Raw genomic sequence first — 22,037 nt, 5'->3', positions numbered from 1 at the left:
AGCCTATAGCAGCTCGATCCCGAACTTGCCAACCACGCGGGCGAACACAGTAAAGCAAACGATGGTGAGGACGACGCTGGCGGCCAGCGTTGGCCAGAAGCCGATCCGTCCCAGCAAGGCTGGAAAAACAAGGAACATCGGCAGCGTTGGCACCACGTACCAGAACGTGTACCACGCATGGTTGGCGATTTTCGCTTGCGGCTGATTCTCCACATGCAGCCAGATCAGCGCAAGCACCGTAACAAGGGGAAGCGCGGCGATCAGCGCGCCTACCCTGTCGCTACGCTTTGCAAACTCGGAGACGCCGACCACGATGGCCGACGTTAGCAGGTACTTGATGATGAGCCAGGTCATATGCACTCCAGGGAAGGGACTCAGTGCGTACGGCCGCCAGCTTCGCGCACGTCGGTCTCGGCGGACAGCGCGGCGTCGACCGCGATCTTCAGTCCCCGTACGACTTCGGCCAGCGACATGCTGGCCGCGCCAGGATGCGCAGCCGCCTGCTGCGGCAGGTACGGAATGTGGATAAAGCCCGCCCTGGTGGACGACCCTGCGGTGTGGTGCATCAGGCCGTAAAATACATGGTTGCAGACGAAAGTGCCGGCGGTCTGCGACACCGACGCCGGCAGTCCTGCATCGCGCAAGGCGCGCACGATGGCCTTGATCGGCAGCGTGGAGAAGTAGGCGGCGGGGCCATCGGCGACAATCGGCTCGTCCACCAGCTGCTTTTGCGCGTTGTCGGGAATCGGCGCGTCGTCGATATTGATGGCGATCCGTTCCACCGACATGTCCACCCTGCCCCCGGCCTGGCCGACCGCGATCACCACGTCCGGCTGCAGCGAGCCGATGGCGTCCTTCAGCACTTCCTGCGCATGACCGAACACGCACGGCAGCTGGCGCACTTCGACGACGAAGCCCTCCCCTGCCCATCCGGCAAGCGCGCGCACGGCTTCCCATGCGGGGTTGATGGTCTCCTTGTTGAACGGCTCGAAACCGGTCAGCAGTACAGTCTTGGTCATGGCGTTCGCCTCGTTACATGTTCATCAAAAAATACAGCAGCAGGACATTCGCCGCCAGCAGCGGCAAGGCGGTCGGGATCTGCGCCTTGATCACGGCATTTTTATCCGGCAGCTCAAGCAGCGCCGCGGGCACGATGTTGAAGTTGGCGGCCATCGGCGTCATCAGGGTTCCGCAATAGGCGCTGAACATGCCGATGGCCGCCATCACCGCGGGATTGGCATCGTATACCCCGATCAGGATCGGGATGCCGACACCGCCCGCCATGACAGGGAAGGCGGCGAAGCCGTTGCCCATCACGATCGTGAACAGCGCCATGCCGATGCAATACACGGCGACGGCGACAAAGCGCGAGTCCATCGCGACATACGAAGTGGCGATGTGGGCGACGGCCTTGCCGACACCGGCCTCGGAGAAAAGCAGCCCGAGCACCGCCAGCATGTGCGGCAGCACCAGCGCCCAGCCGATCGAGTCGACCAGGCGGCGCCATTCGCGCATGCCCTGCACCGGCGTCGAACGGGTCAGCCAGCACGCCGCGGCCACCGCCAGCAGCGATGCGCAGCCGAGCGCCACCAGCGTCAGGTGCTTTTGTTCGAACAGCAGCATGCCGTTGATCGTGACGTCCTTCAGCAGCGTCGAGCCGAGCATGGTCACGATGGGGATGATCAGTGCGGGAATGAACAGCCGGTTGCCGAGGCGTTTCGCGCTGGCGCGGCGTTCGCCTTCAGGCAGGAAGCCGTACTTGCCCAGCGCGATGCCGCCGAACCCGGCGATCAGCGCCATCAGGACCATGATCGCACCCGCAACGACTGGCGCAATGCGTTCGCCTGCGAGGTACACCACTGCGTACAGGCCCCAGAACAGCGCGGTCGTGTAGCGTTTCGGGTTGTGCTTGTCGCGCAGCGTCATGACGGCGGCGATCGTCAGCATCGCGCCCAGCACGAGGTAGAAGTAATCGAGCAGGATGATCATTGCGCAGCTCCTGCGCGGCGGATCTGGCCGTCGAGGCGGCCGAGGCGCCATGCATGGATGATGAACGCGGTGATCGCGGTTGGAATGCCCCACAGCGCCATGTGCAGCGGATTGACCGCGATGCCTTCGGCGTTGAGGATCGTTTGCATCAGCACGATGGCGCCGAAGGCCACGAAGATATCCTCGCCGAAGAACAGGCCGACGTTATCGGTGGCCGCCGCCATCGCACGGATCTGGTAGCGCATTTTCTCCGGCAGCGAAGGGTTCTGCAGTTCGGCCGCCGCTTCCGCCATGGGCGAGACCAGCGGCCGCACCATCGAGGCGTGGCCGCCAAGGCTGGTCAGGCCTCCCGCCGCGGATACCTCGCGCACGAACAGGTAGAAGATCAGCAGGCGGCCCGTGGTGGCCGAGCGGATTTTGGCGATCGAGGCTTGCGCGTGTTCTTTCAGGCCGAAGCGTTCAAGCAGGCCAATGGCGGCCAGAGGCAGCAACAGGATCAGCGGCAGGTTGCGCGTTTTGATAAACGCGGTGCCGATGGAGGCGAGGATGGCTTCGACCGGCATCGCCGCGGCGACGCCGGTAACGCCGCAGGCCGCAACCACCACCAGCACGGGGTGCGCGCGCATGACAAAGCCCAGGACGATGACTGCGACACCGGCCAGGGGCCACAAGTTGACTGCTGATTGCATTGAATCTCCGCTGCGGGAAAGAGGCGGCGAAGATATTACCACCGAGCAGTATCTATCGGCGATTTGACGGCGCGAAACCTATCTCGTCGGCAAGACTTGCGGCGCGGCCGGTACGCCGGCGTGTGTGGGGACGGTGATGACAATCGGCGCTGGCGCGCTTTGGCTAGCCTTGGTAGTAGCGCTATTGAGGACAAAAGTCATCATGGTAATCGCGCCCGCACCGAGTAACGCAGCGGTTGCAACGATCCACTTAATCATTGCGTTCGCACTGTCCTGGATGTCAGCCTTCGTGGCGGCGGCGTCAAGGCGCATTTCGATTCGCCCAAGACGAACATCGATCGCACGCAGTTCCATGCGCGCTTCGCTAACAAAATCTTCCAATTTGGCGATCCGGGCTTCCATTTCTCCATCATAGGGCGGGCCTCCCCCACCCGCAACAGGATTTCTAGACGGTTCTTCCTCATCGCCTTCTAAAAATTTCTTAACGCCCATTTTGAAGCCTCTGTACATGATCGCCCCAGCTTAGACATTTTGGTGGAGAGCAGTTTTAACCTCGGACAGCATTCAAGCAATGCCAGACCCAGTTTTAGTGATCGGGCCGGATCAAAGAGCGCGATGTCGCCGTTAAGTATGGGTTCCCGCATTCGCGGGAACGACGTCGGGCGGCGGAAAGGCGCTCGCCGCGCCACGGCGGCACAGGCCCAAAAAAAGCCCGCGGACCTTGCGGTGCGCGGGCTTTCGATAAAACAGCTATCGCTTAGAACGATGCCTTCAACTGAACGCCGACGGTGCGCGGTTCGTTGACCATGCCGGTCAGGTTGTTGAAGTCGATCGCGCCGACCGATTGCATTTCGTCGGTGATGTTGCGGGCGAATGCAGCCACTTCGTAGTTATCCCACTTGTAGCCAACGCGCAGGCCGCCTTCGAGCAGCGACTTGGCTTTGTATTCCTTCGCTTCGTACAGGAACATGTTGTAGGTGCTGCGGTATGCCCAGTCGGTGTACGCGAAGAACTCGCCGTTCGCTACAGGCGTGCTGTAACGCAGGGTGAAGTTACCCTGCCACTTCGGTGCGCGTGGCAGCGGGTTGCCGTCCAGGAGCTGCGTGAACGGGATCGTGCCCGGGGTGCCGGTCACGGTGCAGCCAGCGACGCCGTTCGTGTTCGGGAAGTTACCGCAGGTCTGGACGAACAGGTTGGTGTCCTTGATCTCGGTGTCGTTGTAGCTGCCGCCCAGCGACATCTGCAGCGAGCTGCTCAGGATGGCCTGGAAGTCCAGTTCCACGCCCTGGCCGGTGACCTTGTCGGCGTTGATCAGCTGGTTCATGTTGATCGTGCCCGAACCCGCGGTCAGCTGCTTGTCCTTGACGCGGTACTGGAACACGGTGGCCGACATGCGCGCGCGGCGGTCGAACAGTTCCTGCTTGACGCCCGCTTCAACCGACAGCGCCTTCTCTGCGTCGGCGAACGATGGACGGTCGGCCAGGCCGAACAGGCGGCCCTGCATGCTCGGCGCGCGGTAGCCGGTTGCTACGCGGGCGAACAGGTTGGTGTCCTTGGTCAGCGAGTAGGTACCGCTGGCGTCCCAGCTGACGTTGGTCGAATCGCTGTGGATGCGGTGCGGGCCCGACGTGGTGGCTTCGATGCGCGATGCGGCGAAGTCCTTCTTGTCGTCGGTGTAGCGCACGCCGCCGCGCAGTTTCAGCTTGTCCGATACGGTGTAGTTCACCGATGCGAACGCCGCCCACGAGGTGGTGTCCTGGGTCTGCACTGCGTAGAACGGGTTCTGCGGGTTGCCAGGTGCGAGCGAGTCGAAGCTGATGCTGTCGATCTGGATGTCTTCGCTGAAGTAGAACAGGCCGCCGATCCACTGCAGCGGACCCTTGTTGTTCGACTCGACGCGGAACTCCTGCGTGAACTGGCGGTGGCTAGGCAGCACGTCGGCGGTTTCGACCACGAACGGGATGAAGCCAGGACCCATCGGCTGCGCGTAGACCGCGCCGAAGCCGCCATCGACGTCGCCGCGGCTGTAGAAGTCAGCGCTTTCGTAGCCGGTGATCGAGTGCGCGGTCATGCCTTCGAGGTCCCAGCGCAGGCGCATGCTGGCGCCCTTGGTCTTCAGGGTCTGCTCGTTGCCGCCGTCGGTGTTGTAGGTGTCGTAGTCGAAGTTGTCGACCAGTTCGTTGGTGCCCTGCTTCAGGATGTTCGCGCGGAACAGCGTGGCGCTGCCCTTCATGTCGCGTGCGTGCACATTGAACAGTGCGCTGAAGTCGCGGGTCGGCTTGACCAGCAGCTGGACGCGCGCGGCGTGGTCGCCGTAGCCTTCGAACTCTTTGGTCGGCGCGTTAGGACGGTAGTTGGTCACGCGGTCGTCGCGGTTCTGCGACTGTACCGAGACGCGCGCTGCCATCGTGTCGCTGATCGGCAGGTTGACCGCGCCTTCGGCGTTGACGGCGCTGTAGTTGCCGAAGCCGACCGATGCGTAGCCTTCGGTCTTGCCGATGACTGGCTTGGCCGAGTCGAACTTGATCACGCCGGCTGGCGAGTTACGGCCGAACAGCGTGCCCTGTGGGCCGCGCAGCACTTCAACCTGGTCGACGTCGAACACAGGGAAGCCTTTCAGCATCGGGCTTTCCTGCACGATGTCGTCAACCACCAGGCCGACCGGCTGGGATGCGTTGAGGTCGAAGTCGGTATTGCCCTGGCCGCGGATGTAGAAGCGCGGGAACGAGCGGCCGTAGTCGGATTCGATGTTCAGGCTTGGCGAGCGGCCCGACAGGAAGCGGATGTCCTGGCCGCCGGAGGTCAGCACGTCGAGCTTTTCACCCTTGAGGGTGGTAATCGCCATCGGCACGTCCTTGATGTTCTCGGAGCGGCGCTGCGCGGTCACGATGACGGTCTCGAGCTGGCCCGGCTGGGCTTTCTCGGCGGCCGCCGCGGTTTCCTGTGCCATCGCGGCGTGCAGCGGGAAGGCGCTGGCGATAGCCAGGGCGATCAGCGAGCGGGTCGTGGTGCTCGATTGCTTGCTCTTGTTACTCATTGTGGAGTTCCTTTTTTTGAAAAAATCAATCTCTACGGCGCCTGTGAGCTCCCGGCCAGTGCTATTGCAGCGCACAAATTTCGGCGTGATTCTAGCTCCATCCAGCAGTCTTTTTCTTTATATTAGGCAAAGAAAAAATGATGCTAGCACGCCGGAAAGTGGTGTAAATATCTTTTCATTTATACCTCTTCGATATAAATGACAAAGTAAAAACATATTTGCCATACATATAAAGCCTGGTGCATAGTTCCGAAACTCATGTGTTCTCACGTTGGCGACCCAGAGCGGGTAAGGGTTTCGCTGGTTTTGGCTGGTAGAGCAGGCTGAAGGCGCCGCAGGCGGGCGATGTGTTGCAGTCATGCCAAACCGAGAACTTACTCTAGTGCTTTTAAGCAATGATGCCTGTTGCGTCATTACGACAAGACATTGATTGTCCGATTGATATTACCCAGAAGAAATGCCGCAGGAAAAAGAATAGAACGGGTGTGCGGAGGCCAAAATTCTCGTCGAGCAACGGTTACGTTCGATACATTTGGTAACCCCGCCCCGGGCGGATGGCTGACACAATTCGAACCGGCCCGTGCCAATTTGCTGGCCTTGCTTGCCTAGTCCGTTTAAGCTTACGCAGTCTTCGTCCCAACGCAGCAGTAGCGCCGGGTACAATATCGATATTCCAGGAGTTCACTTATATGAAATTCAAGCACCTCAGCATGACGATGGCCGTACTCTGCGTAACCGCAGGCGCTTCCGCTGCCACGCCGAAGCTGGGCATCGTCTACGATGCGGGCGGCAAGTTCGACAAGTCGTTCAACCAGTCCGCGTTTGAAGGCGCAGAGCGTTTCAAAAAAGAGACGGGCATTAAATACATCGAAGTGCAGGCCAGCAGCGACACCCAGGCCGAGCAGGTCATGCGCGGCCTCGCCCGCAAGAAGCTCGACCTGATCGCAGCGGTAGGCTTCTCGCAGACGCAAGCGGTGCAAAAGGTCGCGCAGGAATTCCCCAACGTGCGCTTCGTGCTGATCGACTCGGTCGCCAAGGGTAACAACGTCAACTCGATCCTGTTCAAGGAAGAAGAAGGCTCCTACCTGGTCGGCGTCGCGGCGGCGATGGCGTCGAAGTCGAAGAAGATCGGTTTTGTGGGCGGCATGGACATCCCGCTGATCCGCGCTTTCGCCTGCGGCTACAACCAGGGCGCCAAAGCGGTCAACCCGAAAATCGAATCGATGCAGAACATGGTCGGCACCACCGCCGCCGCCTGGAACGACCCTGCCAAGGGCGGCGAACTGGCGCGCGCGCAGTTCGACCGCGGCGTCGACGTGGTGTTCGCGGTTGCCGGCGGCAGCGGCATGGGCACCCTCCAGATGGCCAAGGAAAAAGGCAAGCTGGGTATCGGCGTGGACTCGAACCAGAACTATCTCCACCCGGGCAACATGCTGACCTCGATGGTCAAGCGCGTCGACCTGGCGATCTACGACTCATTCAAGCAGGTCCAGAACGGTACCTGGAAGGCCGGCGTCACGCACCGCGGCCTGAAAGAAGGCGGCGTTGACTGGGTGCTGGACAAGGACAACCGCAAGGTCGTCACGCCAGCGATCGAGAAGCGCGTGCTGGAAGCGAAGACCAACATCATCAACGGTAAGATCAAGGTAGTCGACTACCGCGTAGCGGGCAGCTGCCCGGTCTGATTTTCACCTGCGTTAAAGAAGCGCGCCGCGCCGGTTATCCGGCCCGGCGCGCTTTTGAATATATCACCACCACTTACCACTGACCTCTATGCAGCCAGCCGTAGAATTTCGCAATATCAGCAAGGCCTTCGGGGCCGTGCAGGCGAACGCCGGCGTCAGCTTCTCCATCGCCAAGGGCTCGATCCATGGCGTGATCGGGGAAAACGGCGCCGGCAAGTCCACTTTGATGAGCATCCTGTACGGCTACTACAACGCCGACAGTGGCGAGACGCTGATCGACGGCCACGAGCGCAGCATCCGCACCAGCCACGAAGCGATCGAACTGGGCATCGGCATGGTGCACCAGCACTTCATGCTGGTCGAGAATTTCACCGTCCTCGATAACGTCATGCTCGGCACCGAAGGCGGATTCAAGCTGGCTGCCAAGCGCACCGAGACCGAGGCGAAGCTGCGCGAGATCTGCGCGCGCTACCGCCTCGACGTCGACCCGCTGGCGAAAATCGAAGACCTGTCGGTGGGCGCGCAGCAGCGCGTCGAGATCCTCAAGCAGATCTACCGCAGCGCCGAAATCCTTATCCTGGACGAACCGACAGCAGTGCTGACGGCGCAGGAAACCGCATCGCTGTTCGAGATCCTGCGCTTGTTCAAGGAACAGGGCAAGACCATCATCCTGATCACCCACAAGCTGGGCGAGATCATGGAGATCACCGACCAGGTGACGGTGATGCGCGGCGGCCGCGTGATCGGCACCGTGGCCACCGAGGGCACCTCGAAAGAAGAACTGGCCAACATGATGGTCGGCCGCCCGATCCAGAGCGAACTGCCGCGCGCGCCGTACAACCCGGGCGAGGTGGTACTGAAGGTGAACAATCTCCAGCTGACCGACAGCCAGGGCGTGCGCCTGCTGGCCGACATCGACTTCACGCTGCGCGCCGGCGAAATCGTCGCGATCGCCGGCGTGTCGGGTAACGGCCAGAGCGAGTTGATGCAGATTTTGTCGGGCATGCGCCTGCCAACGTCCGGCAAGGTCGAATTCCTCGGCAGCGAACTGCCGTATGCAAAGCGCAAGGACGCCGACGGCCTGCCGAAATTGTTCCGTAACCTGGGCATCGCCCACATTCCCGAAGACCGCCTGCGCGACGGCGTGATCAAGGACTTCTCGGTCATGCAGAACACCGTGTTCGGCTACGAAGACCGGGTGACCAACCGCGCCGGCCTGTTTGACTTCGAGGCCATCTCGGCGCGCTGCGCGGGCCTGCTCAAGGCCTTCGACGTGCGCCCTGCCGACCCTGACCTGCGTATTGGCCTGCTCTCGGGCGGCAACCAGCAGAAGGTGGTGATCGCGCGCGAAGTATCGGCAAAGCCGAAGCTGATGCTGGTCGGCCAGCCGACCCGCGGCGTCGACATCGGCACCATCGAAAGCATCCACACCGAGCTGCTGAAGATGCGCGACGAAGGCGTCGCCATCTTGCTGGTATCGGTGGAGCTGGAAGAAGTGCGGGCGCTGGCCGACCGCATCATCGTCATGTCGGGCGGACGCATCACCGGCGAACTTAAGATTGAAGAATTCGACACCACCCGCCTTGGCCTGCTGATGGGCGGGATGCACAAATCATGAAAACGACCGAACTCCCACGCTGGGCCACAGGCTTTGTCCTGCCCGTCCTGAACCTGGTATCTGCGCTGCTGGTAGCGGCGCTGGTGATCCACCTGCTGGGCGAGAGCCCGACCGAATCGCTGGCGATCCTGATCGACAGCGCGGTGCTCAATCCTGAAGGCCTGGCCTACACGCTGTTTTACGCCAGCACCTTCATCTTCACCGGCCTGTCGGTGTCGATTGCCATGAAGGCCGGCCTGTTTAACATCGGCAGCGAGGGCCAGCTGTACATCGGCGGCCTTGGCCTGACCCTGGTCATGCTGGCGTTCGACCAGACCCTGCCTGCCCTGCTCCTGATTCCGGCGGCGATGATCGGCAGCGCCCTGTTCGGCGCCGGCTGGGCTTTCCTGCCCGGCTACCTGCAGGCCAAGCGCGGCAGCCACATCGTGGTGACGACGATTATGTTTAACTTCATCGCCGCCAGCCTGATGAACTTCATCATCGTCAAATACCTGATCCCGGAAGGCCAGCAGAATCCGGCCAGCCGCGTGTTTTCAAGCGCCGGCGAAATGCCGCGCCTGGGCGAATGGTTCCCGGCGCTGGGCGACACCCCGCTCAACGTCAGCTTCATCCTCGCCATCATCGCGCTGGCGGTCTATGGCGTGATGGTATGGCGCTCGTCGTGGGGCTACCAGCTGCGCGCCACGGGACTGAACCAGAACGCGGCGCACTACGCGGGCGTGTCGATCAGCCGAATGATCATCGTCGCAATGCTGATCTCGGGCGCACTGGCAGGCCTGGGCGCGGTCAACTCGATCATGGGCTCGACCCACTACCTGTCGCTGAACTTCCCGGCAGGCGCGGGCTTCGTCGGCATCGCCATTGCGCTGATGGGCCGCCAGCACCCGGTCGGCATCTTCCTGTCGGCGGTGCTGTTCGGCGCGCTGATCCAGGGCGGCTTCGACCTGTCGCTGGAAAAACCGAACATCCCGCAAGAGACCTTCATTTTCATCCAGGGCCTGATCATTTTGTTCTGCGGCGCGATGGAAAACCTGTACGGACCTGCGATCCTCAAGATGATCAACATGACGCGCACGCCGGCGCCGGTGAAAGGATAAGCCATGTTCGAAGACTTCCATTTAGCCAGCATCGTCGTATCGACCATCCGCAACGCGCCGGTACTGATCTTCGCCGCCATGGCCGGCCTGTTCGCCGAGCGCAGCGGCGTGATCGACCTCGCGCTGGAAGGCAAAATGCTGGCCAGCGCCTTTGTGTCGGCAGCCGTCGCCTACACGACGCAGAACGCCTGGTACGGCGTAGCGGCAGGCGTCGCGGTATCGGCCGCGCTGGCGCTGCTGCAGGGTTATGTGAGCATCACGCAAAAAGGTAACCAGCTGGTGGGCGGCATCGCGATCAACATCGCCATGAGCGGCCTGACCTTCGTGCTGGCGCAATTCTTCTACCAGCAGGGCGGCCGCACGCCGGACCTGGGCGAAGCACGCCTGTACGACATCGTTTTGCCTGGCACCGCGGCGCTGGCCGACGTGCCCTTCCTCGGCTGGTTCTACGGCCACGTGATCGGCGGGCATTCGGCGCTGGTGTACCTGGCGTTCGCCCTGATCCCGCTGGTGCACTGGGTGATCTACCACAGCCGCTTCGGCCTGCGCCTGCGTGCCTGCGGCGAAAACCCGCACGCCGCCGATGCGGCAGGTATCAGCGTCGAAAGCACCCGCTACATGGCGATGCTCGCCTGCGGCATCCTGTGCTCGTTCTCGGGCGCCTACCTGGCCATCGTGCAGAGCGGCTTCTTCCTGCGCGACATGTCGGCCGGCGCGGGCTACCTGGCGCTGACCGCGCTGGTATTCGGTAACTGGCGCCCGATGTACACGGCGCTTGGCTGCGTGATGTTCGGCTTCTTCAGCGCGGTGCAGATCCAGATCGAAGGCGTGGACCTGCCGGGCATCGGCCGCATCCCTGGCTCGCTGATCCAGATGATTCCGTACGTCGTGACGGTGATCGTGCTGGCCGGCCTGATGGCCAAATCGGTGGCGCCGAAAGCCATCGGCAAACCGTTCGTCAAGTCGCGCTGATCCATGCAAGCGGGGGCCGTGCGCCCCCGCTTGCAGGATTGTTCTAGACTTTTGGGTACTGTCTAAGTGGGCGTAGCACTGGAACATGAAAACCCAACTGTTAGAAGACATCGGCGAGAACCACTCCGTACCGATCATTCCCCCCAAAAATGTCGCTCCGGCTCCCGCCAATGGGACGCCGCCGCCGGCTGCTGCCCCATCGCAGGAAGCGGACAAATGGCGCGCCGGGCCGTGGCGCCAGCGCGCCTCCGCCCCGCTCGGCGAGGGCGCGGCGCCTGCCTATGCCGCGCCGGAGCCGTCCGATCCGCCGATCCACACGCTTGATCCTGACCCGCTGGCCGAATGCTGGGCCATCGCCAATCCCGACATCGAGCCTGCCTGGTACGAGCGCTGGGGACGCCGCGCCGCAGCGTGGAGCGCGGCACTAGCGGCGCTTGTGCTGGTGGCCGGCGGCGCTGCCTGGATGTACAAGGAAACCAAGACCGACCAGGCGCTGGCCGTCGCCTCGGCTGCGCTCGACGCCCCGGTGCCCGGGTACGTGACGCGCGCGCCGTTACGGACTGTGGAACCGATCGACGTGCCCGCTTCCGAACTGGCGCTGGACACCCCTGGCTTCGAGGCGGAAGTGCCCGACTTCTCACCCACGCCTGTCGCCGCCAAACCGGCGCGCAGCCGCGTGCGCGCTGTGGCGAAAGCACCGCGCCGCGTGGCTGCGCCGCCGCCTGACCCGGCCGCGGTGCGTGAATCCAAAATGGCGGAGACGCTGCGCCAGTGCCGCGCCGCTGGTTATCACGCCGAGCAGTGCATCAAGCGCGGCTGCGTCGCCACGCCTTTCGGCATTGCCTGCAAAGGCTAGGCTGCGGGCTTGAACGCCTCGACGAGGAAATCAACCAGGTAGCGCAGCTTCAGCGGCAGGTGCCGGCGCGACGCATAGATCGCGTACACGCCGAGGTCTTCGGTGCGGTAGTCCGGCAAAATCTCTACCAGTTCACCCGAACGCAGGTCATCCCCGATCAGGAAGTCCGGCTGCAGGATCACGCCCTGCCCGCGCAGCGCGGCGGCGCGGCAGGTGTCGCCGTTGTTGGCGTACAGGCGCGGGCTCACCTTGACCGTCACTTCGCCATCGGGACCATCAAAGGTCCACTCATCGCGAAACGCACCATAGGTGTAGGCGACGACGTCGTGCTGCGCCAGCTCGTGCGCATGCTGCGGCGTGCCGCGGCGGGCGAGATACTCCGGCGACGCGCACAGCACAAGGCGCGTGGCCGCCAGCTGGCGCGCGATCAGCGACGGCTGCATGACGCTGGAGATGCGGATGGCGAGGTCGAAACCATCTTCGACGAGATCGACCGCGCGGTCCGACAGCGCCACATCCAGCCTCACCTTCGGATAGCGCGCCAGGAAGCCGCCCCACAAGGGCGCAAGGTGCAGGATGCCGAAGGTAACCGGCGCGCTGATGCGCACCAGGCCACTGGCCTCCACGCTGCGGGTGGAGAGGTCACCCTCGGCTTCGTCCAAGGCAGCCAGCAGCTCCGTGCAGTGGAAGTAGAAAGCCTGGCCGTCATCGGTCATCGACAGGCTGCGCGTGGTGCGGTTGAGCAGGCGCACGCCGAGCCGGTCTTCCAGCTCGCTGACATGGCGCGACACCGCCGCCTTAGAACTGCCGAGCGCTTCCGCCGCGCGCACGAAGCTGCCAGCGTCCACCACGGCCACGAAGGCCTGCATTTCCTGGAATTTGTCCATTGTCTCGATATGTGGAACGAAGTGTCTCATTAAAGCATATTTATCCCATTTATTGGAACAGATACACTGGATGCTTCATTCAAGGAGGCCAGCATGAGCACCTTACCGACCCTGTTCGTTTCCCACGGCGCGCCAACGCTCGCGATCGCCGACAGCCCCGCCAGCCGTTTCCTGCGCCAACTGGGCCAAACGCTGGCGCGGCCGAAAGCGATCCTGGTCGCGTCCGCGCATTGGGAATCGCATGGCGGCCCCGCCGTCAGCATGGCCATGAAGCCGCAAACCATCCATGACTTCGGCGGCTTCCCGGACGCGCTGTTCGCGATCCAGTACCCCGCGCCGGGCGCGCCCGGCGTGGCGGCACGCGCCGCGTCGCTGCTGTCGCAGCAAGGCCTCACCGTTGCGCAAAGCGCTACGCGTGGCCTCGACCACGGCGCCTGGGTGCCGCTGCACCTGATGTATCCCGGCGCCGACATCCCGGTCGCGCAAATCTCGATCGTGCGCGGCGCCTCTCCTTCGGACCATGAGCGCATCGGCCGCGCGCTGGCGCCGCTGAGCGAAGAAGGCGTGTTGATCATCGGCTCGGGCTCGCTGACGCACAACCTGTACGAGTTCCGCGGCCAGCCCATCGACGCCGCCGCGCCAGCATGGGTCAGCGACTTTGGCGACTGGATGAAGGCACGGCTCGATGCGAACGACCTGCAGGCGCTGCGCGACTACCGCAAGCGGGCGCCGCACGCCGAGCGCAACCACCCGACCGACGAGCACCTGCTGCCGCTGTATGTGGCGCTGGGCGCGGCGGGCGACGGCGCAAACGCGGAACGCCTGCACGCCAGTTACGAGTACGGCATTCTCGCCATGGACGTCTACGCATTTACCTGATCCATGGGCGGGCGCCGCAGGCGTAGAATAGGCCGCGGTGCCGTTCTTATTAATAAATCAACTTAAGAAAAGGAATCGCCATGCAAACCACTGCCCTCCCCACTCCAACCGAAGACCTCGGGAAACTCGTGATCCGTAGCGCGCTGGCCATCCTGGTGCTGCTGCACGGCATCTCCAAACTGACCGGCGGCATTGACGGCATCGCCGGCATGGTCACCAACGCTGGCCTGCCAGCCGTTTTCGCCTACGGCGTGTATGTCGGTGAAGTGGTTGCCCCACTGCTGGTGCTGATCGGCCTGTGGACCCGCGCCGCCGCCGCCGTCATGGCGGTCAACATGGTCGTGGCCATCATGCTGGTCCACATGCCTGAACTGGCTCAGCTGAACAAGCAAGGCGGCTGGGCGCTTGAACTGCAGGGCATGTTCCTGTTCGGCGCGATTGCGGTGGCCCTGCTGGGCGCAGGCCGTTACAGCGTCGGCGGCATCAACGGCAAGTGGAACTAAGCTAGTCGTTGGCGCGGCGCGATGAGCGCGCCAGCGTCCACAAGAAACCGATGCCTGCCGACGCCCCGCTGGTTTTCCTGAACAGCGGGCTTTCGTCGTTGGCGGAGCGCGCGTAGTTCTCGTACCAGAGGTAGCCAAACACGCGCAGGTCAGGATTGACCTTGCGCGCCGCGAAGCCGCCTGCACGCACCAGCACCAGCCCCTTCTTCGCGTCATACGCGGGCCGCCCGGCGGTCGCGAACTCAGGCCGCACATCGTAGAAGTAACTGTTGAGCTTTTCGTTGGCCGCGACAAAGCCGATGTGCAGGTCGCCATTCCACCCGGTGCCGGTATCGTCCATTTCGTACACCAGGCGCGGCGCGAAATTCCAGCCCTGGTTGCGCAGCCCTCCCCTGCCTTCGATGACCGTGCGCATGGGCAGGTCAAGGCGCAGGCGGCTGAACTCGCGCCGCAACAGGGTGAGCTTCAGGCGCGGGCCAAATTCCACCAGCGTGCCAAGTTCCGGCATGCCCGCGCGGGCATCGGCTTCGTCGGAACGCGACGGCAGCGACGCCGCAAAGCCCACGTCGAATTCGGCCCGGTCGCTGCGGAACAGGCGCGCGCCGATGCCCGATTCATCGGACCGGAAGATCTTGCCGCGGTAGATAGGGGCCGGGAGAACCAGCAGGCGCGACGAGCGGTCGCCGGCGCCGGGATAGGCAGGCGTGGAAACGGCGCCGCCAACGACGCCGATTTCCCACAAAGGAAGGTCTTGCTGGGCCGCTGCCGCAAGGGGCAGCGCAAGCAGTACGCCGCAGAGCGACACACGCATCGATTCAAGCATCGGGTGCCTCCGTTGTCCGAAAACCGTCGTTCCCGCGCAGGCGGGGATCTATAGTACCGATGAGCAGGCGTGCCATGGATTCCCGCCTGCGCGGGAATGACGAGTTAACTTTGACCCGAAGCCCCCCCTTGGGTTGCCAGTCGGCGTTTGCTTACGGCCAAATTGCTTTCAAAACCGCTGCCAGGTTGTAGCCGCCCTTGATTAGCTGCGTTTTGGCAATGGCCGAACTCGGTACGGGATATTTCTCGCCCATTTCCAGGCTGAATGTGTAATACGTTTCGCCCTTCTTGTTGACCTGCGGCGTGATCTGCCCCGGCGTTACGTCATCATACGCCCGCTTGGACACGGCCAGCGAATCGTTGGCCCACTCGTAAGGCCAGTAGGTCGGGTCGGTGGTCGTATTCACCGGCAGGACCGGGCAGATTTCGCAGTTGCGGAATTTGTCCGGGTCGCCCAGCACCTTCTGCGCGAATTCGTGCGGCGTCGTGGTGCTGATGCGGCGCATCGCGTAGTTGACGACGGTGCTGTCCCAGTACGAGTGGAACGGGCGCGTGGTCCATTTTTTCGCGCCTTCCGGCAGCGGCGCGTCTTCGCCCGGGATCAGCGCCTTCGACAACATCGACAGCTTGTCGTTATTGAGCAGCAGGCTGTTACCGCCGCGCGACTCGTAGATGTTGACGGCGTCGACTTCGGCGCGCGAATTGGGCACCACGAACTTGCCGTCCTTGCTGAGGAAGGCCGCGCCGACGTGCAGCGGCTGGTGGATGTCGCCGACCATGTGGGCGACGATCAGCAGCGCCTGGCGCCTGGTGAAGTTGTGCGGGTTCACGTCAGGATCGGTCTTGCCCTGCAAGACAGCGATGGCCTGGCGCAGCGTCTTGACGATGTCGTGCTCGGACGTGCCGACCTCGTGGTCGTGGTAGTGCGCCTTCTGGAACGGGATATTAACGTAGTGGTATTCCTCGTGCTTTGGATTCACCGCCGTGTATGCCGCCTGCTCCGGCGTCGGCGCCGGGTAGCCTACGCCGCCCTTGGCGCCGTCCGCCCAGTTGGTGATCGACTCGAGCGTCTCGCCCGGCAGCAGCAGCGCCTGCACCTGCTTTTCGGCGTTGCTGCCCTTGATCAGCTTCTCGGCGATCGAGCCCACCACGCGATGGCCCTCATGGCCCCACGCAAGCGCATCAACCGACGCAAAGGCGCAGGACAGCGCGAGTACAGAAGCTAGTTTTTTCATTATTCGTTCTTTCAGGTTTTATTGGGTCGTCTCGACGCGGCCGGCAACAACGCTGCTGCCAGCTGGCTTGCCGGCCTGGTCCTGCGCCGACAGGTAGCGTACAAAGGCGTCGAGGTCGAGCATCTGCGTGTTGCGCTTGTTGGCCGCCTGGGCGAACGCGGTAAAGCCGTCGCCGCCTTCAGCGAGGAAGTTATTGGCCGCCACGCGGTAGGTCTTTGCGTCGTCGAGCGCCGCGCCATTGAGCTTGACGCTGCCCGGCACCACGCGCTGCCCTTTCGGCTTGGCGCCGTCCCAGCGGTAGGTAAAGCCGCGCGACGGGTGCAGCATCTCGGCCTGGCTGTCGGCGTGCTTGCGGATCCACTGCTGCTCAAGCGCCGCGCGCAGCTGCGCGCCGGTCATGTCCATCACCACGATGGTGTTCGAAAACGGCAGCACGACCTGCGCCTGGCCGTAGGTGGTGACCTGGTTGTCGCCGGTTTCGAGGTCCTTGCGCATGCCGCCGCCGTTCATGAAGGCGATCTGCACGCCTTCGGCCCTGGTGGCCTCGAGCACCGCATCAGCGATCAGGTTGCCAAGCGGCGCTTCGCCAGCCGCGTTGAGCTTGCGCGGGATCGACTTGGCGCCAAGGCGGGCGACCGGGCGCGCCAGCGCCGCATCGCTGCGCTCCTTGACGTGCTTCAGGTAGCCGGCCAGGCGCGGATCGGCCGGATACTCGCCCGGCTTGACCACCACGTTGCGCACGGTGATGTCGCGCAGCAGGCGCGATTGCGGGTCGACGGCCAGCTTGATGCGCGACAGGACATGTCCGCCCATCTCGGCCTGGGTGATGGTGCGCCCGTCCACCTTGCACTGGAAGCCCTGGTGCGTATGGCCGCTGATGATCAGCTTCAGTTCCGGGTCGAGGCGTTTGGCGATGCTGACGATCGGGCCCTTGAGGTTTTTGCAGTCAGGCTCGTTGAAGCCTTCGTCGGTATGGCCGCCTTCGTGGATCAGCACCACGAACACGGTTGCGCCCTTGGCGCGCACCTCGCGCAGCGCCTTGTTGATCGAGTCGGCTTCGTCGAGGAAGGACAAACCGGCGATGCCCGATGCGAGCACCACCGAAGGCGTGTCCTTCAACACGGCGCCGATGTAGCCGACCTTGACGCCCTTGGCTTCCTCGATTTTGTAGGCCGGCAGCAGCGTCTTGCCGGTGGCCTTGTCGATCACGTTGGCGGCCAGGTAGGTGAACGAGGCGCCGCGGTAGTCGGGATCGAGCTTGCAGGCCTTGTCGGCGCGGTGCGATGCGCAGCCGCCGTGCTGCTGGCGCAGCAGCTCGGTGCGGCCCTGGTCGAATTCGTGGTTGCCCGCCGCGCTGGCGTTCATGCCCAGCATCGACAGCGCCGACAGGCTGGCCTCGTCGGCCCACATCGACGACATGGCCGGGCTGGCGCCAATCAGGTCGCCGGCGCCGACGAACATCAGCTCCTTGTCTTCCTTGCGCCAGGCCTGCAGCGCCGCGCCGATGGCGTCGATGCCGCCGGCTTGCACGGTGGTCTCCTGGCCGTTGATCTTGTATTTGAATTTGCCGCCTTCGAGGTGGCCGTGGAAGTCGTTCAGCGCGACCACGTTCAGTTCAAGCGGCGCTTGCGGATGCGTGGCGCAGCCGGAAACCAGGGATGCCGCAGCGAGCGCCGCGCAGAGGGGCCGGAGATAATTTTTCATAGACTGGAAGGATAACCGAAGCAGGCTCGCCTGTGACAGCCAGCCCCTCCGGGAATGTATCTGGAATGTATCACCACATAAAAAAACGGCTGGTGTCGCCACCAGCCGTTCTCTGCGTTTCAGGGTTCTAAAAGATTAGAACTCGTAACGTGCCGTTACCTGCAGGGCCCACTGCGATTCGCCGCGGAACTGCTTGGTGACGTAGTCTTCTACCTGGTCACGCACCTGGTAGACATACTTGCCGTCCTGGATACCAGCGTAGTCCACGAAGCTGCGCGAGTTACCGCCGGCGCTTGCGAAGCTGACTTCATTGATACGGCCCCAACGCTTGTTCAGCAGGTTACCGAAGTTCATGATGTCGAGGGTGAACACACCCTTGTGGCCGGCCCACAGGCCTGGAACTTCCTGGCTGACGCGAACGTCGATGCTGTTGGTCCAAGGTGCGAACGAGTCATGACGCTTGGTCACGCGGCCAGCCGCACGGGCCAGTTCAGGCGTCGAGTTGACGATATCCCAGAACTTGGTCTCGTTGACCTTGCTCGTAGCGGTGTCGCCGCGGAACACGACTTCGCCCGAACCGAAGGCGGTTGGGATGTACATCAGGTCGTTCGACTGGACGTTATCGCCGTTCATGTCGTTGTTGAAGGTCCAGCTGTATGGCTTGCCGCTGCGGCCTTCATAGAACGCGCCGAAGGTGGTCTTGTACTCGCCGAAGAAACGCTTGTCCCAGGTCAGCGACGCGTTGATGCGGTCACGTACCAGGTAGGACGAATTGGCATCGACTTCTTCGTTCGGGTTGAAGACTGCGCGCGCGCCCCAGTTCGAACCGGATGTCGACGAGCTCAGGTTGGATACTTCGGTCGCTTCGGTGTAGGTGTACGCCAGCGACCACTTCGGACCTTTTGCACGGCCGTTGTTGACCGCGATGGTGGCCAGGTTGCCGCCGCCCTTGTCGGTCTCGGAGATCGTGATCACGTTGCCGAACGAAGCGTTCGACAGTGCACGGGCACGGAAGCCTGCGCAAGCGCCGGTGGAGGTGAAGCCGCCGGTGCCGTTGGCGCACGATGCGGTGTAGCCTGGCTCGGTCCAGTACAGTTCACGGCCGTCCGAACCGATGCGGGTTGGTGCGCCCAGGTTCAGGTTACGGAAGTACAGGCCCGTGTTGGTCTTGGTGTACATGTACTCCAGGCTTGCCACCATGCCGAACCATGGCAGTTCGTGCTCGACGCCGATGTTCGCTTTCCATACCGACGGCTGGCTCAGGCCCGGGTCGAGCAAGTCGACGTTGGCTGCCGGATTGCTGCCGTTGATCGGGCGCTGTGCGGTTGGATCCGGGCTGAAGACGCCGCCGTCAGCCGAGCAAGCTGCAAACGAGCCGCCGCAACCGACGTTGTAGGTGTTCACGCCTGGGTTGGCGAATGGGTTACCCAGCCAAACGTTCAGGGCCGAGCCGCCGAACAGGCCGAAACCGCCGCGTACCTGGGTGGCGCGTGCGCTTTCCAGGCGGTAGTTGAAGCCGAAGCGTGGCTGGATCAGGTCGTCGCCGTCGATCGTGTTGGTGTTATCCCTTCCAAAACCGCCGGTGGCACGGACGATCTGCGCAGGCACGGTAGCGTAGAGGCCAGCAACTGGCGCCAGTGCAACGCGTTCGTTGCGGCGTGGACGGTCGTCGGTGGTGGCCTTGTCGTAACGCACACCCATGGTCAGGCTCAGGCGTGGCGATACGGTCCAGGAGTCCTGCAGGAACAGGCCGGTGTTTTCCAGGGTCCAGTTCGCTGCCGTGTCCTGCAGGGTGACGCCGGCCACTGGCAGCTGGGCGGTGTACGAAGTTGGACGGCCGCGGCGGAAGTTCTCCAGCACCGCCTGTTCGATCACTGCGGCAGGCGAGGTCGAGCAGTTGACCGAACCGAATTCGTAGGTATAGGTCGCGCTGCTGTTGGTGCAACCGAAGGTATAGTTGCCGTTTACGTCTTGCAGGAAGGCGTTGAAGATGTCGGTCTTGCTGTAGTCGCCGCCGAACTTGACTTCGTGGTCGCCCTGGACCCAGGTCGCGCCAACGTAAGCGTCTTGCGCTTTGGTTTCCAGGCGGTTGAACTGGCGGCTACGCTCGGTACCGAAGTTGATGAAGCGGGTGCCGGTACGGACCGACGACGGGGTGCCTTCTGGCAGCGGGCCAGGGAACGCCAGGGCCATCGCTGGCAGGTAGGCGTTGTTGGCGTGGTCCTTGCCGAAATCGCGCTGCGACAGCTTCACTTCGGTCGAGAAGTTCGGGGTCCAGTCACCGAACCACTGGACGACGGTGGACTCGTTATTCTTGACTTCCGAATACAGGTAGGAGCTCAGCGAGATACCGGACGCCGAGAAGCCCGAGAAGATAGGCTCGACCTGGTCGGTCTTCTGCCAACGCACGCTGGCGCGGTGGTCGTCGTTGATGTTCCAGTCGAGCTTGACCAGGCGGTCTTCGACGGTCTGCTCAGCGCCGGCGGCGCCATCAGCGGTGCCGACGTCGATGCCGTAGCGGCTCTTGGCGATCGACTGCAGGCCGGCGATTGCGCTCGGGGTGATGCCGACGTTGGTCAGCGGGCTGCCCAGTGGGCCAAATGCTGGCGTGGTGCGCGAGCTGGCCGAGTCTTCAGCGGACACGAAGAAGAACAGCTTGTCCTGGATGATCGGGCCGCCCAGGGTGAAGCCGGTGGTCGTTTCCTTGAAGTCGGCTGGCTTGGTGTACGAATCGTCGGTCGCGTTGTAGCGGTCGCCGACCATGCTCTCGTCGCGGTAGACGTGATAGACGCTGCCCTTCCAGTCGTTGGTACCCGACTTGGTCACGGCGTTGATGTTGGCGCCGGTGTAGCCCTTCTGGGTCACGTCGTAGTTCGAGATGTTGACCTGGACCGACTGGATCGCGTCGATCGAGATTGGCTGCTTGTTGGTTGGCAGGCCGTTGCCTTCGAGGCCGAAGGTGTCGCTGATCGACACGCCGTCGATGGTGATCGAGTTAAAGCGCGAGTTCTGGCCGCCGGCGGAAATTTCGCCGCGGTCCTTGTCGGTCTGGGCCAGGCGCGGGTCGGTACGGGCATAGTCAGCCAGGCTGCGCTGAACCGATGCCAGCGCGTCGATCTGGGCACGGTTGACGTTGGTGCCGGCGCCCATCTTGCCGCTGTTGAAGTTGGCGTTGTTGGCCTGGCCGGTAATGGTCACGGTCTGGATGGCGGACGCGCCCAGCTGGGCGTCAACGGTTGCGGTTTCAGCCAGTTGCAGGAAGACGTTGTCGAACTTTTCCGACACGCCATCCTTGGTGATGGTGACCGTGTATGGACCACCAACACGCAGGCCGCGCGCGGTGTAGCGGCCTTCCGCATCAGCGTTGACCTTGCTGACGGAACCGGATTCGGTGTGGACGATCGTTACCTGGGCGCCAGCGGCTGGCTTGCCGTCGCTGCTCGAGACGCGGCCTCCAATTGCCGAGGTCGTGTTCTGCGCCATGGCCGGCGCCGACACTGCCAGCGCCATGGACAGGGCGAAAGCGAGCTTAGTAAGCTGCAACCGTTTCTGAATGATCATTGTATAACCCCAAAAAAGACTAATAGTTATTGGAAGGTCCGCCAGACCCTTCCCTCTTTACTTTGCTGCAATCAATACGCGACCTCGGCCACCGGTCGTCAAACCCATCACGGAAAAGGCATCCTCTTCCGAACAACGAAATCTTGCCCATCTGCCGCAAGCTGTTGCCATAAACAAATTGCAAAAACCTCAAGTGTAGCGGCCGTTTATTGCACCTTCGTGACACGGCGGCGATGGGAAAACCGGACTTATGGAACGACCATCGGAGAACTATGCATGAAGGAATACTTGCAAGACAAATACGTTTTCCCTTACTAATTTATATTTTATAAATATAAATTGGCCAACAATATCTCCGATCAGCGAAGAAAACCCTTGGTTTTCGAGCATGTTTCCCCGGTGGCGGAATTATAAATGACCAGTTCTACGCTGAAATTCTTTCGGAGGGAAAACTGGAAAAGCGCGCCATGGAGGTGAAAATCTGTAGCAGGAAGGCCACACAG

General features: G+C 62.7%; 18 protein-coding genes. 7 read left to right on the top strand and 11 right to left on the bottom strand.

Going from position 1 to position 22,037, the window contains the following annotated elements:
• Positions 1-3: 3 nt before the first annotated feature.
• The 6 genes from LMJ30_RS02330 to LMJ30_RS02305 all read right to left on the bottom strand — a co-directional run bounded on the left by LMJ30_RS02330 (position 4) and on the right by LMJ30_RS02305 (position 5,715).
• Positions 4-354, bottom strand: a complete 351-nt coding sequence (locus LMJ30_RS02330; RefSeq protein WP_229430727.1) for a DUF3147 family protein — start codon at positions 352-354, stop codon at positions 4-6.
• Positions 355-374: 20 nt separating this feature from the next.
• Positions 375-1,019: a pyroglutamyl-peptidase I gene (gene pcp, locus LMJ30_RS02325; RefSeq protein WP_229430726.1), complete on the bottom strand. Its 645-nt coding sequence runs from the start codon at positions 1,017-1,019 to the stop codon at positions 375-377.
• Between the two features lie 13 nt (positions 1,020-1,032).
• Positions 1,033-1,989, bottom strand: a complete 957-nt coding sequence (locus LMJ30_RS02320; RefSeq protein WP_229430725.1) for a DUF979 domain-containing protein — start codon at positions 1,987-1,989, stop codon at positions 1,033-1,035.
• Positions 1,986-2,678, bottom strand: a complete 693-nt coding sequence (locus LMJ30_RS02315) for a DUF969 domain-containing protein (protein WP_229430724.1) — start codon at positions 2,676-2,678, stop codon at positions 1,986-1,988. Before LMJ30_RS02315 ends, LMJ30_RS02320 begins: the two co-directional genes overlap by 4 nt.
• A 78-nt stretch (positions 2,679-2,756) precedes the next feature.
• A complete protein-coding gene (locus LMJ30_RS02310; RefSeq protein ID WP_229430723.1) occupies positions 2,757-3,188 on the bottom strand; it encodes a hypothetical protein in 432 nt (143 codons plus the stop codon).
• A 247-nt stretch (positions 3,189-3,435) separates the two neighbouring features.
• Positions 3,436-5,715: a TonB-dependent receptor gene (locus tag LMJ30_RS02305; protein ID WP_229430722.1), complete on the bottom strand. Its 2,280-nt coding sequence runs from the start codon at positions 5,713-5,715 to the stop codon at positions 3,436-3,438.
• A 689-nt stretch (positions 5,716-6,404) separates the two neighbouring features.
• Here LMJ30_RS02305 and LMJ30_RS02300 point away from each other — a divergent pair.
• The 5 genes from LMJ30_RS02300 to LMJ30_RS02280 all read left to right on the top strand — a co-directional run bounded on the left by LMJ30_RS02300 (position 6,405) and on the right by LMJ30_RS02280 (position 11,943).
• The gene (locus LMJ30_RS02300) at positions 6,405-7,400 is read left to right on the top strand and encodes a BMP family lipoprotein (protein WP_229430721.1); all 996 of its coding nucleotides are present in this window, start codon (positions 6,405-6,407) and stop codon (positions 7,398-7,400) included.
• 88 nt (positions 7,401-7,488) lie between these two features.
• Entirely contained in the window at positions 7,489-9,018 is a 1,530-nt protein-coding gene (locus LMJ30_RS02295; RefSeq protein ID WP_229430720.1) for an ABC transporter ATP-binding protein, read from the top strand.
• Positions 9,015-10,115: an ABC transporter permease gene (locus LMJ30_RS02290; RefSeq protein ID WP_229430719.1), complete on the top strand. Its 1,101-nt coding sequence runs from the start codon at positions 9,015-9,017 to the stop codon at positions 10,113-10,115. The genes LMJ30_RS02295 and LMJ30_RS02290 overlap by 4 nt, the downstream gene beginning before the upstream one ends.
• 3 nt (positions 10,116-10,118) lie before the next feature.
• Entirely contained in the window at positions 10,119-11,087 is a 969-nt protein-coding gene (locus LMJ30_RS02285; RefSeq protein WP_229430718.1) for an ABC transporter permease, read from the top strand.
• A gap of 85 nt (positions 11,088-11,172) precedes the next feature.
• On the top strand, positions 11,173-11,943 hold the full coding sequence (locus LMJ30_RS02280) for a hypothetical protein (RefSeq protein WP_229430717.1): 771 nt from the start codon (positions 11,173-11,175) through the stop codon (positions 11,941-11,943).
• On the opposite strand, the gene LMJ30_RS02275 is transcribed toward LMJ30_RS02280, so the two are convergent.
• Positions 11,940-12,830: a LysR family transcriptional regulator gene (locus LMJ30_RS02275; RefSeq protein WP_229430716.1), complete on the bottom strand. Its 891-nt coding sequence runs from the start codon at positions 12,828-12,830 to the stop codon at positions 11,940-11,942. The two genes, LMJ30_RS02280 and LMJ30_RS02275, sit on opposite strands and share 4 nt — an antisense overlap.
• A 93-nt stretch (positions 12,831-12,923) precedes the next feature.
• On the opposite strand from LMJ30_RS02275, the gene LMJ30_RS02270 reads away from it, so the two are divergent.
• The gene (locus LMJ30_RS02270; protein WP_229430715.1) at positions 12,924-13,709 is read left to right on the top strand and encodes a dioxygenase family protein; all 786 of its coding nucleotides are present in this window, start codon (positions 12,924-12,926) and stop codon (positions 13,707-13,709) included.
• A gap of 80 nt (positions 13,710-13,789) precedes the next feature.
• Complete coding sequence (locus tag LMJ30_RS02265) at positions 13,790-14,212, top strand: DoxX family protein (RefSeq protein WP_229430714.1); 423 nt, start codon at positions 13,790-13,792, stop codon at positions 14,210-14,212.
• A 1-nt stretch (position 14,213) separates the two neighbouring features.
• Here LMJ30_RS02265 and LMJ30_RS02260 read toward each other — a convergent pair whose 3' ends face one another.
• The 4 genes from LMJ30_RS02260 to LMJ30_RS02245 form a co-directional block, all read right to left on the bottom strand.
• Positions 14,214-15,035: a MipA/OmpV family protein gene (locus LMJ30_RS02260; protein ID WP_229430713.1), complete on the bottom strand. Its 822-nt coding sequence runs from the start codon at positions 15,033-15,035 to the stop codon at positions 14,214-14,216.
• 151 nt (positions 15,036-15,186) lie between these two features.
• On the bottom strand, positions 15,187-16,269 hold the full coding sequence (locus LMJ30_RS02255) for a S1/P1 nuclease (protein WP_229430712.1): 1,083 nt from the start codon (positions 16,267-16,269) through the stop codon (positions 15,187-15,189).
• An 18-nt stretch (positions 16,270-16,287) separates the two neighbouring features.
• Positions 16,288-17,973 (bottom strand): bifunctional metallophosphatase/5'-nucleotidase, encoded by a 1,686-nt coding sequence (locus tag LMJ30_RS02250; RefSeq protein ID WP_229430711.1) that lies wholly within the window; start codon positions 17,971-17,973, stop codon positions 16,288-16,290.
• 135 nt (positions 17,974-18,108) lie between these two features.
• Positions 18,109-21,534, bottom strand: a complete 3,426-nt coding sequence (locus tag LMJ30_RS02245) for a TonB-dependent receptor (RefSeq protein WP_229430710.1) — start codon at positions 21,532-21,534, stop codon at positions 18,109-18,111.
• Between the last annotated feature and the right edge of the window lie 503 nt (positions 21,535-22,037).

This window comes from Massilia agrisoli, assembly GCF_020831365.1.
In the GTDB taxonomy this organism is placed as follows: domain Bacteria; phylum Pseudomonadota; class Gammaproteobacteria; order Burkholderiales; family Burkholderiaceae_D; genus Telluria_A; species Telluria_A agrisoli.
The sequence above is the reverse complement of the archived record's forward strand: the minus strand, read 5'-3'. Positions and strand labels throughout refer to the sequence as shown.

Coding starts and splice junctions, on each gene's coding strand:
- LMJ30_RS02250 (WP_229430711.1), bottom strand. CDS start 17,973: ATGAAAAATTATCTCCGGCCCCTCTGCGCGGCGCTCGCTGCGGCATCC.
- LMJ30_RS02295 (WP_229430720.1), top strand. CDS start 7,489: ATGCAGCCAGCCGTAGAATTTCGCAATATCAGCAAGGCCTTCGGGGCC.
- LMJ30_RS02255 (WP_229430712.1), bottom strand. CDS start 16,269: ATGAAAAAACTAGCTTCTGTACTCGCGCTGTCCTGCGCCTTTGCGTCG.
- LMJ30_RS02290 (WP_229430719.1), top strand. CDS start 9,015: ATGAAAACGACCGAACTCCCACGCTGGGCCACAGGCTTTGTCCTGCCC.
- LMJ30_RS02265 (WP_229430714.1), top strand. CDS start 13,790: ATGCAAACCACTGCCCTCCCCACTCCAACCGAAGACCTCGGGAAACTC.
- LMJ30_RS02330 (WP_229430727.1), bottom strand. CDS start 354: ATGACCTGGCTCATCATCAAGTACCTGCTAACGTCGGCCATCGTGGTC.
- LMJ30_RS02320 (WP_229430725.1), bottom strand. CDS start 1,989: ATGATCATCCTGCTCGATTACTTCTACCTCGTGCTGGGCGCGATGCTG.
- LMJ30_RS02280 (WP_229430717.1), top strand. CDS start 11,173: ATGAAAACCCAACTGTTAGAAGACATCGGCGAGAACCACTCCGTACCG.
- LMJ30_RS02270 (WP_229430715.1), top strand. CDS start 12,924: ATGAGCACCTTACCGACCCTGTTCGTTTCCCACGGCGCGCCAACGCTC.
- LMJ30_RS02305 (WP_229430722.1), bottom strand. CDS start 5,715: ATGAGTAACAAGAGCAAGCAATCGAGCACCACGACCCGCTCGCTGATC.
- LMJ30_RS02315 (WP_229430724.1), bottom strand. CDS start 2,678: ATGCAATCAGCAGTCAACTTGTGGCCCCTGGCCGGTGTCGCAGTCATC.
- pcp (WP_229430726.1), bottom strand. CDS start 1,019: ATGACCAAGACTGTACTGCTGACCGGTTTCGAGCCGTTCAACAAGGAG.
- LMJ30_RS02300 (WP_229430721.1), top strand. CDS start 6,405: ATGAAATTCAAGCACCTCAGCATGACGATGGCCGTACTCTGCGTAACC.
- LMJ30_RS02260 (WP_229430713.1), bottom strand. CDS start 15,035: ATGCTTGAATCGATGCGTGTGTCGCTCTGCGGCGTACTGCTTGCGCTG.
- LMJ30_RS02310 (WP_229430723.1), bottom strand. CDS start 3,188: ATGTACAGAGGCTTCAAAATGGGCGTTAAGAAATTTTTAGAAGGCGAT.
- LMJ30_RS02285 (WP_229430718.1), top strand. CDS start 10,119: ATGTTCGAAGACTTCCATTTAGCCAGCATCGTCGTATCGACCATCCGC.
- LMJ30_RS02275 (WP_229430716.1), bottom strand. CDS start 12,830: ATGGACAAATTCCAGGAAATGCAGGCCTTCGTGGCCGTGGTGGACGCT.
- LMJ30_RS02245 (WP_229430710.1), bottom strand. CDS start 21,534: ATGATCATTCAGAAACGGTTGCAGCTTACTAAGCTCGCTTTCGCCCTG.